This is a genomic window from Plantibacter sp. ME-Dv--P-122b (assembly GCF_030209375.1).
Classification (GTDB): domain Bacteria; phylum Actinomycetota; class Actinomycetes; order Actinomycetales; family Microbacteriaceae; genus Plantibacter.
Genome location: NZ_JARVSC010000005.1, coordinates 167,168 through 181,436, shown reverse-complemented (window position 1 = coordinate 181,436; position 14,269 = coordinate 167,168). Strand labels below are relative to the sequence as shown.

Here is a 14,269-nt window from a genome sequence, read left to right as displayed (position 1 = left end):
GTGAGTGGACCTCGACCTCGAAGATCAGGAACGAAGACTATGTTCGGCAACGCATTCACCGGGTGGCACCTCGTCATCATCCTCCTCATCGTCCTGCTGCTGTTCGGAGCACCGAAGCTCCCGGGTCTCGCCCGCAGCGTCGGTCAGTCGATGCGGATCTTCAAGAGCGAGGTCAAGAGCATGCGCGACGACGAGCCTGCCTCGACCGACGCGACGGGCACGGTTCCGCCCGCGAGTGCGGCACCAGCCGACCAGACTCCGGCCGCGACGGCCCCGCAGAAGCCGACCGACCCGCCGGTCAAGCCGTAACCCTGAGGACCACCCGAGCCCGATGACGCCAGCACCTGGCCCCCGACGAGTGCGCCTCGAACACGCTGCTCAGGAACGGACGATGTCGCCGTGGCCCTGACCGAGAAGCGCACCAAGAAGCAGAACCGCGAAGGGCGGATGTCCCTCGGCGAGCACCTCGTCGAGTTGCGGAAGCGGTTGTTCTACTCCGCCATCGGCATCATCGTCGGTATGGTCGCGGGCTTCATCGCCTCCGAATGGATCATCGAGGCGATGAGCGCTCCCATCCTCGTCATCGCCGACGATCGCGGGCAGGCGTTCCTGAACTTCACCAACGTCACGAGCGCGTTCGACCTGCGGATGAAGATCGCCCTCACCGCCGGCGTCGTCCTGTCCAGCCCGGTGTGGCTCTACCAGATCTGGGCGTTCCTCGTGCCCGGCCTGACGCGCAAGGAACTGAAGTACGCGATCGGGTTCTTCGCGACCGCCGTGCCGCTGTTCCTCGCGGGCTGCTACGCGGGTTGGTTCGTGTTGCCGCACATCGTCGAGCTCATGCTCGGCTTCACCCCGACGGCTGCGGCCAACTTCCTCGACGCCACCACCTATTACGACTTCGTCCTCAAACTGGTGCTCGCGGTCGGTGTCGCCTTCGTCCTGCCCGTGTTCCTCGTGCTGTTGAACTTCGTCGGCGTGCTCTCCGCAGCGGCGATCATCAAGGCGTGGCGGGTCGCGATCCTCGTCATCGTGCTCTTCACGGCCATCGCCACGCCCGCCGCCGACATCGTGTCGATGTTCGTCCTGGCGATCCCGATGGTCCTGTTGTACTTCGCGGCCTACGGTGTCGCCGTCCTGCACGACCGCAGTGCGGCCAAGCGGCAGCGACGCATCGACGCCGAACTCGGTAGCGCGGGGCTCGCATGAGCGACACCGCGTCGCCTGCCGAGCGGTATCGGGCAGCAGCGGTCCGGAACGCGACACCGAGGCTTCAGGAGTTCCGCGCGAGGCAACGTTTCGACCTCGACGCGTTCCAACTCGAGGCGTGCGAGCGGATCGAGAACGGCAGCAGCGTTCTCGTCGCCGCACCGACGGGGGCCGGCAAGACCATCGTCGCCGAGTTCGCGATCGCCCTCGCCATGCACGGCGACCGCGGCAAGGTCTTCTACACCACGCCGATGAAGGCGCTCAGCAACCAGAAGTTCCAGGAGCTCACCGCTGAGTACGGGTCCGAGCACGTCGGCCTGCTCACGGGCGACACGAACGTGAACGGCAACGCCCGCATCGTCGTCATGACGACCGAGGTCCTCCGCAACATGCTGTACGCGGACTCCGACGCCCTGATCGATCTCGCCTTCGTCATCATGGACGAGGTGCACTATCTGGCGGACCGGTTCCGCGGTGCGGTGTGGGAGGAGGTCATCATCCACCTCCCGCAGGCCGTCCGGATGGTGTCGCTGAGCGCGACCGTGTCGAACGCCGAGGAGTTCGGTGACTGGCTGCAGGCCGTCCGCGGCGACACAGCCGTGATCGTGTCCGAAGAGCGCCCAGTGCCCCTCACCCAGCACGTGCTGATGCGGAACAAACTCATCGACCTGTTCGCCGCGCCGAGCCTCGCCGACACCCACCAGGTCAATCCGGAGCTCGTCCGGATGGCCCAGTTCGGCGGCCGTGCGCCGAACAGCCGTCAATACAAGGACATCAGCCGCTACAACCAGCGGCGAGCCCCGCACCGCGCGGAGAAACTCGACCGCGGCCATTTCGTCCAGATGCTCGACGACCACCACCTGCTCCCGGCCATCTTCTTCGTGTTCAGCCGCGTCGGGTGCGATCAGGCGGTCAAGCAGGTCCTGCGCTCGGGCATCAGGCTGACCGAGGCGCACGAACGCGACGAGATCCGCCAGATCGTCGACGAGCACTGCCGGACCCTGCTCGACGAGGACCTCGCCGTCCTGGGCTACTGGGAGTGGCTCGACGGCCTGGAGCGTGGCGTCGCCGCTCACCACGCCGGTCTGCTTCCGGCGTTCAAGGAGGTCGTCGAAGAGCTCTTCCGGCGGAAGCTCGTGAAGGTCGTCTTCGCGACCGAGACCCTCGCGCTCGGCATCAACATGCCGGCCAGGACGGTCGTCCTCGAGAAGCTCGAGAAGTTCAACGGAGAGGCACGAGTCCCGATCACCCCGGGGGAGTACACCCAGATCACCGGGCGGGCCGGACGCCGCGGCATCGACGTCGAGGGCCACGCCGTGATCCAGTGGACCGAGGGGCTGCACCCCCAGTCCGTCGCCTCACTCGCCTCCCGTCGCACCTACCCGCTCAACTCCAGCTTCCGCCCGACCTACAACATGGCGGTCAACCTGATCGACCAGTTCGGCCGTCAACGCACGCGTCAGATCCTCGAGTCGTCGTTCGCACAGTTCCAGGCCGACCGGGCCGTCGTCGGGATCGCTCGGAAAGTGCGCGAGCAGGAGTCATCGCTCGCCGGCTACGAGAAGTCCATGTCGTGCCACCTCGGGAACTTCATCGAGTACGCCGGCATCCGGCGTGAACTCACGGACCTCGAACGCAAGGGCGAACCGAACGGTTCGCGCGCGTCGAAGGACCGTCGCCAACGCAAGCTCGCCGAACTCCGCAAGCGGATGCGGGCCCACGCCTGCCACGTCTGCCCGCACCGCGAGGACCACGCTCGTTGGGCGGAACGATGGTTCAAGCTGAAGAAGCAGACCGACCAGCTGCGGCAGCAGATCCAGACGCGGACCGGAGCGGTCGCGCGCGTGTTCGACCGGGTCGTGGACGTCCTGCTCGAGTACGAGTACCTGGCACGCGACGAGCACGGGGCGGTCGTCGTCGCGGCTCCAGGACGCACCTTGAAGCGCATCTACGGAGAGCGGGACCTCCTCGTGGCGGAATGCCTGCGCACCGGTGCGTGGAACGACCTCGATGCCGCATCCCTCGCGGCGATGGCCGCCGCGATCGTCTACGAACCACGGCGTGAGGAGCAGAACACCCCGGAGCGCTTCCTGCCCCGCGGCCCGTTCCGCTCCGCGCTCGAACGGACGCAGGACCTCTGGAGTCGGCTCGACGACAGCGAACGGGAGCACCGCCTCCCGGGGAGCAACCCGATCTCGACCGGCCTCTCCCTCGCGATGCACCAGTGGGCCAAGGGTGCGAACCTCGACACGGTGCTCATCGTGGCGGAACTCGCCGCCGGAGACTTCGTGCGGTGGTGCAAGCAGACCATCGACCTGCTCGATCAACTCCGCGTCGTCGACGGACCGGTGGGCCGTCATTCGCGCGAGGCGCTGGATTCGATCCGACGCGGCATCGTCGCGTACAGCTCGCTGTGAGGTCCCTGCACCGTCGGAGCGACCGGCTCCGACCGATCGACGCGCTGGTCGACCGTCGTCCGCCGCTCCCGCTCTGGCTCGCGGCTGTCGTGGCCATCGCCGCCGGCCCGGTCCTCGACGCCGGCTTCCCGGACCGCGGTGTCTGGCCGCTCACGTTCGTCGGCATCGCCCTCGTCCTCCTCACCCTCATGGGGCGCAGCGTCGGCGGTGCGCTCCTCGTCGGCTTCCTGGCGGGGGAGTCGTTCTACCTGATCCACATCGAGTGGGCGACCGCCTACCTGGGTCCCGTCCCGTGGGCGGCACTGTCGACGCTCGAGGCCATCTTCTTCGCGCTCGGAGCCGTACTCATCACCCTGGCGTACCGCTGGGTACCGCGCGCCTTCCCCGGGATCGGTGGACGGGTCTGGTTGACCGCCGCGGTCGTCGCCGCCCTGTGGACCGCGCGCGAGACGCTCGTGAGCACCTGGCCGTACGGCGGATTCCCGTGGGCGAGGATGGCGCTCAGCCAGTCGGAGAGCCCGTTCGCACCGCTCGTCGCCTGGGTCGGGTTCTCGGGGCTGTCGTTCCTCATGGTGCTGCTCGTGGCACTCGCCCTGCAGCTTGCCGCGACCGCGGAGCTCCCGACGGTCAGCCGGGTCGGGACCGCGGTCCTCGCGGTCATCGCGGTGCTCGTCGTGCCCGCCTGGCCGACGGCGACGACCGGGAGCATGCGGGTGGCTGCCATCCAGGGCGACGGCCCCGCCGGCTACTTCGACGCCGCAGCACCCGGCACGGTCATGCAGACCCAGATCGACGAGACGCTGCAGGTGCTCGACGCGGATGTCGACGTGGTGGTCTGGCCGGAGGGCAGCGCAGACCTCGACCCGCAACGGGTTCCCCAATCGGCGGCAGCCCTCGACGCGTTGAGCCGTCGCATGGACGCACCGTTCGTCGTCGGTGCGATCTCCCAACGCGGCGACCGCTACTACAACTCGTCACTCCTCTGGGACGCCTCGGACGGCGTCCGCGACGTCTACGACAAGAAGCACCCGGTCCCGTTCGGCGAATACGTCCCCGACCGGAAGTTCTGGGAGCCGTTCGCGCCCGACCTCATCGGCCTCATCCAACGCGAGTACACCCCGGGTACGAAGGACAACGTCTTCGACATCGACGGCGTGCTCGCAGGGATCAGCATCTGCTTCGACATCGCCGACGATCAGCTCACCCGCGACGCGGTGGCGGGTGGCGCACGGATCGTGTTCGCCCAGACGAACAACGCGGACTTCGGGCAGACGGACGAGAATCAACAGCAGCTCGCAATCGCCCGGCTCCGGGCGATCGAGTCAGCACGATCGGTCGTGAACATCTCGACCGTGGGGACCAGTCAGATCATCGGTCCAGACGGCTCGACGATCGACAGCATCCCGGCCTTCCGCCCCGGATCGATGGTCTCCGAGGTGCCGCTGGCGGACACGGTCACGCCGTCGATGGCCTTCGGTCACCAGCTCGAGCTGTTCATCGGTGGCATGGGACTCGCCTCGCTGGTCCTCGCCGGGTTCGCCGCCAGACCCCGGCGCGTCTCGATCCGCCCCCGGACATGACGATCGGCTGATCCGATACCGGATCAGCCGATCGAGGGGAGGCCTGTCAGGGGCTCGGTGTCACGCGCTCTTCTGCTGGCCGCGACGGGCGCGCAGATATGAGAGCCGCTCTTCGAGCAGCTCCTCGAGCTCGTCACGCGAGCGACGCTCGAGCAGCATGTCCCAGTGGCTGCGGGGGGTCTTCACGTCACCGCGGTCGACGACGACGGGCTTGGAGTCGACGAGGAGGACAGCTTCAGCACCGCAGTGCCGGCATTCCCACAGTTCAGGGACTTCCGCATCCGCGGCGAAGGTCATGGTGGTCTCGCGCTCGCAACTCTGACACCGGTAGATGTGGTTGCTCCGCGCCGAGAATATGACGCCCTCTTCCGTTTGTAGACTCTGGGCGCCCAGGCGCATTCCGCGCAAACTGCGATCTGCCATTGTGTGGTCTCCTCTCGCTCGGCATCCACAGTTATAAACCCACAAGCTGGGTAAACTGTTCCGTTCACCCATCCGGCTCTCAGCTCCTGCCCAGCTGCGGACGCGTCAGGTACGGGGAGCCGACGCGTCAGCGCGAGCGGACCAGCTCGAGCGCGAGGTCACAACGGTCGGTGACGAGGCCGTCGACGCCGAGATCCAACAGGCGTCGCATGTCGGCGGGGTCGTTGACCGTCCACACGTGAACCTCGACGCCCAGCGCATGCGTCTGTGCGAGGAGGCGCTTCGTCACGACGGGTACGCCGCGGAACCGTTCGGGTACCTGGAGCGCCTGGACACCGGCGAGCGACCGGCGGAGTGCGCCGCGGAGACCGAGGGCGGCTGCGGGGAGCACGCGGAGCAGGATCCGGGCCGACGCGGATGAGGCCACGGAGTCGACACCCGCCTCCAGCCCCACGGCCCGCACGATCGTGGAACGTCTGCCCTCGTCGAATGAGGTGACGAGCACCCGATCGGCGGCACCGGCACCGATGATCGCGGCAGCCGCCGGTGCAGCCGCGGCCGCCGCCTTGATGTCGAGGTTGAAGCGTGCCGCGGGGAACGCCGCCAGCGCCTCCGACAACGTCGGGATACGATCGCCGCCGAGGTCGATCCGCTGGAGTTCCGCGAGTTCGAGGTCGGCGATCGGTCTCGGATCGCCCGTGATGCGGCGCAGGGACGCGTCGTGGAAGAGGACGGCGTGTCCGTCGCGCGTGCAGTGCGCGTCGGTCTCGACGTACTCGGCGCCGGCAGCCAGTGCACGGCGGAAGGACGACAGCGTGTTCTCGGGAACCCCCGGCCCGGCCAGCCCTCGATGGGCGAGGACCCGAGGGCGGGCCGGACGGAAGTAAGGGAGGACCGCTGTCGTCACCGCGTGCTCAGCCCTCGGGCTGGACGGGGGTCGTCGGCGCCGGTGGCATCTGGGGCGACGAGGCCGGCGCGGTGGTGAAGGAGGGCGCCTGCGCAGCTGCGGCCGCCGCCCGTGCCGTGGCCGCAGGGTCGCGGGTGTTCCCCGGCCCGAAGGCGGAGCCGATGCCCTTGAGCGCCTCGGTCAGTTCGCTCGGGATGACCCAGAGCTTGTTCGCCTGGCCTTCCGCGAGCTTCGGGAGCATCTGCAGGTACTGGTAGCCCAGGAGCTTCTCGTCGGGGTCGCCGTCGTGGATGGCCTTGAACACCGTCTGGATGGCGGACGCCTCACCCTGAGCACGGAGCACGGCTGCCTGGGCATCACCCTCGGCGCGGAGGATCTCGGCCTGCCGCGCACCCTCGGCCGTCAGGATGGCCGACTGCTTGGTTCCCTCAGCGGTGAGGATGAGGGCTCGACGGTCGCGCTCGGCCCGCATCTGCTTCTCCATGGAGTCCTGGATGGAGAGCGGCGGGTCGATCGCCTTGAGCTCGACGCGTCCGACGCGGATACCCCACTTGCCGGTCGCCTCGTCGAGCACGATGCGGAGCTTGCTGTTGATCTCGTCGCGGCTCGTCAACGCCTCCTCGAGGTTCAACCCACCGACGACGTTTCGGAGCGTCGTCGTGGTCAGCTGCTCGACGGCTCCCAGGTAGTTCGCGATCTCGTACGTCGCGGCTCGGGCGTCAGTCACCTGGAAGTAGACGACCGTGTCGATCGAGACGACGAGGTTGTCCTCGGTGATCACCGGCTGCGGCGGGAAGGAGACGACGGTCTCGCGCAGATCGATGAGCGGCCGCAACCGGTCGATGAAGGGGATGAGCAGGTTCAGACCCGGCAAGAGGGTCTTGTGGTACTTGCCGAGCCGCTCGACCACGCCGGCGCTCGCCTGCGGGATGATGCGGATGGATCGGAACAGCACCACCAGCACGAAGGTGACGACGATGGCCGCGATCACCCAGCCGATGATCGCTCCTGATGAGATGTCGTTCACGACTACTCCTTCTGCTCGCCCAGCGGTGCCGGGTGGGTTGGGACGGGGACGACGACGGCGGTGGCACCGTCGACGACGGACAGGACGATGCGCGTGCCGGGCTCGAGGGACGACGCGGGGGAGTCGTGCGGGGTCCTGGCGGTCCAGACCTCGCCGTTGCCGAGCTTCACCTGGCCACCGTGCGGGGTCACCGTCGAGAGCACGAGCCCCGGCATGCCGAGGAGCGCGTCGACGTTGCTCTTCGCCGGGTCCGCGCCGCGTTGCAGCGCTCGGAGCAGCGGCGGCCTGACGGCCAACAGGAGCAGGAGGGCGGCAGCGGCTGCGATGAGCAGCTGGAGCCACCACGGAGCGCCGAGGAGGCCGGAGAGCAGCCCGACGGTGCCGCCGAGCGCGAGCATGAGGAAGGTGAACTCGAGCGACAGGATCTCGATGATGACGAACACGAGGATCAGGACCAACCAGGCGATCCAGGCGTACTCGGTGATGACGTCCATGGTGCGGATTCCTCCCGGATCGGCTCTCGCGTCTGCCGCCTCGCAGTCCGGGGGAGCGCGAGACGGTGCGCCGGTCGGGTTCAACGCTATCAGCTGGGCGGACCACCGAACCGGATCCGTCTGCCGGTTGTTGGTAAGGTCGTTGGCTGGAACCAGCCGCCGATGAGCGGCCCCAGATCTGAAGGAGCCCTCACGTGACGAACCCCCTGGCCGCCGGATCACTCTCCGGGAAGAACGTCCTCGTGACGGGCTCGTCCCGCGGCATCGGCGCCGACACCATCCGGTACTTCGCCGGCGCCGGCGCCAACGTCGTGATCAACTACCGGAACAAGGAGGCTCGCGCCGTCAAGCTCGCTGACGAGGTGCGAGCCCTCGGTGTGCAGGCCCTGGTGGTCGGGGCCGACCTCACCGACCCCACCTCGGTCGCCGCCATGTTCGCGACGACGAAGGCCGAGCTCGGCGACCTCGATGTCCTGGTGCTGAACGCTTCCGGAGGGATGGAGAGCGGCATGGCCGAGGACTACGCCATGCAGCTCAACCGGGACGCACAGGTGAGCGTCGTCGAACACGCCCTCCCCTTGCTCCACGCCGGCTCGCGGATCGTGTTCGTCACGAGCCACCAGGCGCACTTCATCCGGACGACGCCGACGATGCCCGAGTACGTGCCGGTCGCGACCTCCAAGCGCGCGGGCGAGGATGCGCTCCGCGCCAAGCAGGACCAGTTCGACGCGGCCGGTGTCGAGTTCGTGGTCGTCTCAGGCGACATGATCGAGGGGACCATCACCGCGACCCTCCTCGAGCGCGCCAACCCCGGTGCGATCAGCTCCCGCAAGGAGTCGGCCGGTCGTCTCTACAACGTGGGCGAGTTCGCGGCCGAGGTCGCCTCGGCCGCCGTGGACCCGATCCCCGAGGACCACACCCGCTACGTGGGGGACACGAGCGACTTCATCGCCGAGTAGTCGACGATCCTGACACGACGAACGCCCGGTCCCTCGAGGGGCCGGGCGTTCGTCGTCCTGCCAGCCGGGTCAGCCGGCGAGACCGGCCCGCTTCACCTGCTTGCCGAAGGTGATCGCCTGGATGATCTCGACGACGCCGGCCGCGATGAGGAAGAACGCGGTGACGAGCAGGAGGGTCACGGCGGCGAGCAGCGGGTTCGCGAGGACGAACACGCCGGCGACGACGCTGATGACGCCGTAGAGGATGGTGATCCACCGCGACACGTCCGGTGCCGAGTCGAACAGCGAGGCCACGCCCTCGACGATCCAGGAGACACCGATCACGAAGACGAGTGCGCCGATGCCGAGCAGCGGATCGATGAAGATGTAGACGCCGGCGGCCAGCAGCAGCACACCGAACACGATCGTGAGGACCCGCCAGAGTCCGCCGTGCTCACGGGCGACGACGCCACGCGTGATGCGGGCGATCCCGGCGATGAGGAAGTAGATGGCGAAGATCCACGCGACGGCGACCAGCGAGGCCTTCGGCGCGACCAACAGGAAGACGCCCAGGAGGATCGTGAGGATCCCACCGACGGCGAAGGCCCATCGGACACCGGAGATCTGGCTCGCGGTCAGCTTGGTGGAGTTCAGCGTGTAGGTGGTGGTGGACGGTTCGGACATGGTCGGCTCCTGACGGTGGACAGTGCGGCGCTCCCGAGCAGACCGGGTGCGTTCCACCAGTGTGACGCATTCACACAGGTGTTTCACAGCATGACCGTCCATGTCGCACGGGTCCAGGCCCGATCCAGTCGAGACGCGGCCCGATGACGACGGATACGCTGATCGCCATGAGCGAGACGCCGATGCACTCCCAGGCCGCCGACAGCCACGACGTCATCCGGGTCAGGGGTGCCCGCGAGCACAATCTGCGCGACGTCGACGTCGACCTCCCGAAGCGCCGCCTCACCGTGTTCACGGGCGTGTCCGGCTCGGGGAAGAGCTCCCTCGTCTTCGGGACGATCGCTGCCGAGTCGCAGCGGATGATCAACGAGACCTACAGCGCGTTCGTCCAGGGCTTCATGCCGTCGCAGGCGCGGCCCGACGTCGACGTGCTCGAGGGACTCACCACGGCGATCATCGTCGACCAGGAGCGGATGGGGGCGAACTCGCGTTCGACGGTGGGCACCGCGACCGATGCGAACACCATGTTGCGCATCCTCTTCAGTCGGATCGGAGACCCGTCCATCGGGTCTCCGCAGGCCTTCTCCTTCAACGTCGCTTCGATCAGCGGCGCCGGAGCGGTGACCATCGAGCGCGGGGGACAGAGCACGAAGGAGCGGCGGAGCTTCTCGATCACCGGTGGCATGTGCCCGCGCTGCGAGGGCATGGGCACGGTGAACGACATCGACCGCTCCCAGCTCTACGACGCCACGAAGTCGCTCAACCAGGGCGCGCTCACGATCCCCGGCTATACACCCGACGGCTGGGGCGTACGGATCTTCACCGGATCCGGATTCCTCGACGCCGACAAGCCCATTCAGGACTACACGGAGCGGGAGCTCCACGACTTCCTCCACAAGGAGCCGACGAAGGTGAAGGTCGGCGACATCAACATGACCTACGAGGGCCTGATCCCGAAGGTGCAGAAGTCGTTCCTCTCGAAGGACCGAGAGGCGATGCAGCCGCACATCCGCGCGTTCGTCGACCGCGCCGTCACCTTCACGACGTGCCCGGCTTGTGAGGGGACCCGACTGAGCGAGGGCGCACGGAGTTCGCGCATCGCCGGTCGGAACATCGCCGAACTGTGCGCGATGCAGATCAGCGACCTCGCGGCGTGGATCCGGGCGCTCGACGAACCGTCGGTGCGCCCGCTTCTGACGGTCCTCCAGGAGACACTGGACTCCTTCGTCGCCATCGGGCTCGGATACCTGTCACTCGACCGCACGACGGGCACCCTCTCGGGTGGGGAGGCGCAGCGGACGAAGATGATCCGCCATCTGGGGTCGTCGCTCACCGACGTGACCTACGTGTTCGACGAGCCGACCGTCGGGCTGCATCCCCATGACATCCAGCGGATGAACGAACTGCTCCTGCGGCTCCGCGACAAGGGGAACACCGTCCTCGTCGTGGAACACAAGCCGGAGACGATCACGATCGCCGACCACGTCGTCGACCTCGGCCCCGGAGCCGGAACCGGCGGGGGACAGGTGACGTTCCAGGGGAGTGTGGACGGCCTCCGGGCGAGCGACACGCTCACCGGACGCCATTTCGACGACCGAGCCACGCTGAAGCCGGCGCTGCGTCGACCGACCGGTGTCATCGAGATCCGTGGCGCCGACCGGCACAACCTGCAGGGCATCGACGTCGACCTGCCGCTCGGCGTCCTCGTGGTCGTCACGGGTGTCGCCGGCTCGGGTAAGAGCTCGCTCATCCATGGCTCGGTCGCCGGGCGTCCCGGTGTCGTGACGGTCGACCAGAGCCCGATCCGCGGTTCGCGTCGCAGCAATCCGGCGACGTACACGGGCCTGCTCGAGCCCATCCGCAAGGCGTTCGCGAAGGCGAACGGTGTCAAGCCGGCGCTGTTCAGCTCGAACTCGGCCGGAGCCTGCCCGAACTGCAACGGTGCCGGCGTCGTCTTCACCGATCTCGGCGTCATGGCGAGCGTCTCGACCGTCTGCGAGGTGTGCGAGGGCCGACGGTTCGATGCTTCCGTTCTGGAATATCAGTTGGGGGAGCGGGACATCAGCGAGGTGCTCGCGATGTCGGTGACGGAAGCCGAAGCCTTCTTCGCCGACGGGCCGGCCCGGACGCCCGCGGCGCACGTGATCCTGGCGCGACTCGCCGACGTCGGGCTCGGCTATCTCAGCCTCGGACAGCCGTTGACGACGCTGTCCGGAGGCGAACGACAGCGACTCAAGCTGGCGACGCAGATGGCCGACTCTGGCGAGGTCTACATCCTGGACGAGCCGACGACGGGCCTGCACCTCGCCGATGTAGAGAATCTGCTCGGGCTCCTGGACCGGTTGGTGGACTCCGGCAAGTCGGTCCTCGTCATCGAGCATCATCAGGCGGTCATGGCGCATGCGGACTGGATCGTCGACCTCGGACCCGGCGCAGGTCATGACGGCGGACGCCTCGTGTTCACCGGCACGCCCGCAGCGCTCGTCGCCGATCGCTCGACCCTGACCGGAGAGCACCTCGCTCGGTACGTCGGCTCCTGACGCGCCCGGTCGTCGTCGCGATCCTCAGGTCGGTGATGCAGGCCGACGAGACCCGATCCAACCCCGCTCGCGGCGGGCTTAAAAGAGCTGATAATGCACATTATGTCAACTCAGCTGAATCCGGGGTGCCAGGCAGCCCGGTTCCGGAGGTCCTGCCCCAGGATCACCGCGTGGACCCGATCGCGGAGGTGCAACTTCGCGAAGATGCGGTTGACGTGCGTCTTGACCGTCGACGGCGAGAGGTGGAGCGCGTCGCAGATCTCACGATTCGACAGCCCGGCGACGATGCATCCGAACACGTCGAGCTCGCGCGGGCTGAGCGGGTCGAGCGGGTGAGCCGTCCCGCCTGCTCCCCCATGCTCACGCGGCCGGCCACCGGAGGCATAGTGCTCGATGAGTTTCCTGGTGATCCTGGGTTCGACGACGGCTTCACCGGCATGGATGGTTCGAACGGCCTCCTGCAACCGCCCTGGTGGGGTGCTCTTCAATAGGAAGGCACTGGCGCCGGCGTCGAGACCGCCGAACGCGTACTCATCGATGTCGAAGGTGGTGAGGATGAGGACGCGCGTGGTCGGCTGGATCGTGGTGATGATCCGTGTCGCTTCGACGCCGCCCATGCCGGGCATCCGCACATCCATGAGGACGACGTCCGGTTGCAGTTCCCGTACACGCCGAATCGCCTCCTCACCCGTCGCCGCCTCCCCCACGACCTCGATGTCGGGCGCGGAATCGAGGGTCAGCGCGCTGCCCGTCCGGACGAGTTCCTGGTCGTCGACCACCAGCACGCTGATGATCGAGGGTCTGGTCGCGCTCATACGGTTGCCCCCTGATCGATGTGGAGCGTCGCGCTGGTCGACCAGCCCCCGCCCTCGCACGGCCCTGCCTCGCTCGTGCCGCCGTATGCCGCGGCTCGGGCGGCGACACCCGGGAGCCCCTGCCCACTCCCCTGGCTCGGAGCCCGGGTACCGTGGGTGTCGATACGGCCGTCGTCGGTGATCCACACCGCGACGGTGTCGGGCGCCACGTCGATGCCGACCTCGACCCATGTGGGGTCGACGGCGTACCGCAACACGTTGGTGAGCGACTCCTGGACGATCCGGTACACCGTCGTCACCAGCGCGGGCTGCTCCGGCATCGCCCCGCCGGACCGGGTGAGTGTGACCGGCATGCCGGTGCTCCGGAAGACCTCGACGATCTCCTCTACATCGGAGACGTTGTGTCCCGACCGGTGTAGACGCCGGTCCAGCACCGCATCCCCCGCTCGGAGCACCTGCAGGACGCGGCTCATCTCGCTCAGCGCACTGCGCCCGACACCACCCACCTGCTCGAGCGCTCGGGCCGACCGCTCGGGGTGCCGCTCCCAGCCGCTGGACGCCCCGTCCGCGAGGGAGATCATCGTCGACAGCGAGTGGGCGACGACATCGTGCATCTCCGCGGCGATCCGCTGCCGCTCCACCACCCGAGCCGTGGTGAGTCGTTCGTTCACGAGTTGCGCGAGGGCAGCTCGGCGCTGCGTCACGCCGCGAGCGGCGACACCAGCGGCAAGAGCGAGCAGCGCCAGCGGTTCCAGCAACGAGGGGGCCTGGGTCGACCCCGTCGTGAGCAACCGGATGAGCAGCCCCGACGCGGGAAGACCCACGACGACCGCGTAGCCCAGCAGTGCGGTTCCGGTGGGCAGCATGGCGGCCACCGAGTACAGCGCGATGGCGGCGGGCAGCGCCGAGGGTGCGGCCGGGTCGGACAGGAGCACACCAGCCGTGTTCGCGAGCGCGGCGGCGACGAGGATCGCCCGCGGATACCGCCGCCGCCACACCAGGAGCACGCTCGAGACGATCACCAACGGCAACCCCGGCCAGAGCGGTTGCGCACCTGGCAGGACGAGCATGAGCGCTTGGAACAGGAGACACGTCGCGGCGACCAGGACGTCGACCACACGCTGGTGTGCCCTGGACCAGCGGAGCACGCGTGAGCCGAGGACACGGTCGACCTCCGCGGCGTCCACGACCGGCTGGATTGCATGAGCACTCATACCCTTGCCGCCTCCGTTCCG

13 protein-coding genes are annotated in these 14,269 nt (G+C 68.0%); 6 read left to right on the top strand and 7 right to left on the bottom strand.

Annotated features, from left to right (window positions below; genetic code table 11):
• Positions 1–39 precede the first annotated feature (39 nt).
• From tatA to lnt, 4 genes are all read left to right on the top strand, one after another.
• Positions 40–309, top strand: a complete 270-nt coding sequence (tatA, locus tag QRN19_RS12235) for a Sec-independent protein translocase subunit TatA (RefSeq protein WP_285027235.1) — start codon at positions 40–42, stop codon at positions 307–309.
• 138 nt (positions 310–447) lie between these two features.
• Positions 448–1,209 (top strand): twin-arginine translocase subunit TatC, encoded by a 762-nt coding sequence (tatC, locus tag QRN19_RS12230; protein ID WP_071260381.1) that lies wholly within the window; start codon positions 448–450, stop codon positions 1,207–1,209.
• A complete protein-coding gene (locus QRN19_RS12225; protein WP_285027234.1) occupies positions 1,206–3,626 on the top strand; it encodes a DEAD/DEAH box helicase in 2,421 nt (806 codons plus the stop codon). The genes tatC and QRN19_RS12225 overlap by 4 nt, the downstream gene beginning before the upstream one ends.
• Positions 3,623–5,206 carry an apolipoprotein N-acyltransferase gene (gene lnt / locus QRN19_RS12220; protein WP_285027233.1) on the top strand — a complete coding sequence of 528 codons (1,584 nt, stop codon included), beginning with the start codon at positions 3,623–3,625 and terminating at the stop codon, positions 5,204–5,206. The genes QRN19_RS12225 and lnt overlap by 4 nt, the downstream gene beginning before the upstream one ends.
• 60 nt (positions 5,207–5,266) lie before the next feature.
• On the opposite strand, the gene QRN19_RS12215 is transcribed toward lnt, so the two are convergent.
• The 4 genes from QRN19_RS12215 to QRN19_RS12200 all read right to left on the bottom strand — a co-directional run bounded on the left by QRN19_RS12215 (position 5,267) and on the right by QRN19_RS12200 (position 8,057).
• On the bottom strand, positions 5,267–5,629 hold the full coding sequence (locus QRN19_RS12215; protein ID WP_064296965.1) for an RNA polymerase-binding protein RbpA: 363 nt from the start codon (positions 5,627–5,629) through the stop codon (positions 5,267–5,269).
• A 127-nt stretch (positions 5,630–5,756) separates the two neighbouring features.
• Complete coding sequence (locus QRN19_RS12210; RefSeq protein WP_285027232.1) at positions 5,757–6,536, bottom strand: glycerophosphodiester phosphodiesterase family protein; 780 nt, start codon at positions 6,534–6,536, stop codon at positions 5,757–5,759.
• Positions 6,537–6,543: 7 nt separating this feature from the next.
• Entirely contained in the window at positions 6,544–7,563 is a 1,020-nt protein-coding gene (locus QRN19_RS12205) for an SPFH domain-containing protein (RefSeq protein ID WP_285027231.1), read from the bottom strand.
• Positions 7,564–7,565: 2 nt separating this feature from the next.
• On the bottom strand, positions 7,566–8,057 hold the full coding sequence (locus QRN19_RS12200) for an NfeD family protein (protein WP_064296968.1): 492 nt from the start codon (positions 8,055–8,057) through the stop codon (positions 7,566–7,568).
• Between the two features lie 194 nt (positions 8,058–8,251).
• Here QRN19_RS12200 and QRN19_RS12195 point away from each other — a divergent pair, with 194 nt between their 5' ends.
• Positions 8,252–9,016, top strand: a complete 765-nt coding sequence (locus tag QRN19_RS12195; protein ID WP_285027230.1) for an SDR family oxidoreductase — start codon at positions 8,252–8,254, stop codon at positions 9,014–9,016.
• Between the two features lie 69 nt (positions 9,017–9,085).
• On the opposite strand, the gene QRN19_RS12190 is transcribed toward QRN19_RS12195, so the two are convergent.
• Positions 9,086–9,679 carry an HdeD family acid-resistance protein gene (locus QRN19_RS12190; RefSeq protein ID WP_285027229.1) on the bottom strand — a complete coding sequence of 198 codons (594 nt, stop codon included), beginning with the start codon at positions 9,677–9,679 and terminating at the stop codon, positions 9,086–9,088.
• A 167-nt stretch (positions 9,680–9,846) separates the two neighbouring features.
• On the opposite strand from QRN19_RS12190, the gene QRN19_RS12185 reads away from it, so the two are divergent.
• Positions 9,847–12,219, top strand: a complete 2,373-nt coding sequence (locus QRN19_RS12185) for an ATP-binding cassette domain-containing protein (RefSeq protein ID WP_285027227.1) — start codon at positions 9,847–9,849, stop codon at positions 12,217–12,219.
• A gap of 110 nt (positions 12,220–12,329) precedes the next feature.
• Here QRN19_RS12185 and QRN19_RS12180 read toward each other — a convergent pair whose 3' ends face one another.
• Both QRN19_RS12180 and QRN19_RS12175 read right to left on the bottom strand, forming a co-directional pair.
• The gene (locus QRN19_RS12180; protein WP_285027226.1) at positions 12,330–13,034 is read right to left on the bottom strand and encodes a response regulator transcription factor; all 705 of its coding nucleotides are present in this window, start codon (positions 13,032–13,034) and stop codon (positions 12,330–12,332) included.
• Complete coding sequence (locus QRN19_RS12175; protein ID WP_285027225.1) at positions 13,031–14,248, bottom strand: sensor histidine kinase; 1,218 nt, start codon at positions 14,246–14,248, stop codon at positions 13,031–13,033. Before QRN19_RS12175 ends, QRN19_RS12180 begins: the two co-directional genes overlap by 4 nt.
• Between the last annotated feature and the right edge of the window lie 21 nt (positions 14,249–14,269).